Below are 732 nucleotides of genomic sequence, written 5' to 3'. Positions count from 1 at the left end.
AAAAACTTTTGTTGAATTTCTTCACTCATCCCTTTACCATTATCAGCAATGGCAATTTTTAACTTTTCATTTTCGACCGATGTGTGAATATTAATGCAGTAGGGATTGGCCTTAAGTTCTGCAAAGCTGCGTCCATGATTAGATTCTTCTAAAGCATCAATGGCATTAGCCAGAATATTCATAAATACCTGATTTAATTGACCGAGAAAACATTCTACTTGAGGTAAATTACCGTATTTGGTGACAACTTCAATAGCCGGACGAGTCTCCGAAGCCTTGAGGCGATGGCGTAAAATCAAGATGGTGCTATCAATCCCTTCATGCAGGTTAAATTTCTGCTTTTGATCGGTATCAGCACGGGAGAAGGTGCGGAGACTCTTGCTAATGCTTGTGATGCGATCGCCACCATCCTTCATGGCTCTAATTAACTTGGGTAAATCATCCCGTAAATATTCCAGGTCGATTGTCTCTAATTCCTCTTCAATCTCCGTCCCAGGTTGGGGAAATTTATCGTTGTAGAGGTCAATCAACCCAAATAGGTCATTAATGGAATTTTGGACAGCATCAACATTGCCAATAATACAGCCGACAGGATTGTTGATTTCGTGGGCAACTCCGGCGACTAAGTTACCCAGTGCAGACATTTTTTCACTTTGGACTATTTGTAATTGAGCTTGTTGCAAGTCGGTGAGAGTCTGCTGGACTTGATTATAAAGTCTGGCATTTTCTAGA

1 protein-coding gene is annotated in these 732 nt (G+C 40.8%); it reads right to left on the bottom strand.

Annotated features, from left to right (window positions below):
- On the bottom strand, window positions 1-732 hold a 732-nt coding region (locus A4S05_RS38355; protein WP_256091414.1), incomplete at both ends, for a sensor histidine kinase.

Origin of the sequence: Nostoc sp. KVJ20 (genome assembly GCF_001712795.1) — a bacterium.
In the GTDB taxonomy this organism is placed as follows: domain Bacteria; phylum Cyanobacteriota; class Cyanobacteriia; order Cyanobacteriales; family Nostocaceae; genus Nostoc.
This window is presented reverse-complemented; position numbering and strand designations above follow the sequence as displayed.